The organism is Paraburkholderia sp. SIMBA_053 (assembly GCF_046534895.1).
Taxonomy (GTDB): domain Bacteria; phylum Pseudomonadota; class Gammaproteobacteria; order Burkholderiales; family Burkholderiaceae; genus Paraburkholderia; species Paraburkholderia caledonica.
Genome location: NZ_JAWRXU010001566.1, coordinates 1 through 240, shown reverse-complemented (window position 1 = coordinate 240; position 240 = coordinate 1). Strand labels below are relative to the sequence as shown.

The 240-nt window shown below is 59.2% G+C and carries 1 pseudogene; it reads left to right on the top strand.

Annotated features, from left to right (window positions below):
* Positions 1 to 9: 9 nt before the first annotated feature.
* Positions 10 to 240 (top strand): annotated as a pseudogene (locus tag SB753_RS40830) (2-aminobenzoate-CoA ligase); the annotation flags it as partial.

Genomic DNA, 240 nt, shown 5'->3' with positions numbered 1-240 from the left:
AGTTTCATGATGGAACCGTCAGCTCACGTCGATACTTTCGCGCGCGATCACTTGCCGCCGCAGAATCAATGGCCTTTGTTCCTGCTCGACAATCCGGACGTCGCGTATCCGGCGCGTTTCAACTGCGCGACTGAACTGCTCGATCGTGCCGTCGAAAATGGGCATCGCGATCGGCCTGCGATCTGGTCCGATGTCGACGGCAAGCCGCACGCGACCACTTACGGCGAACTGGTCGCAATG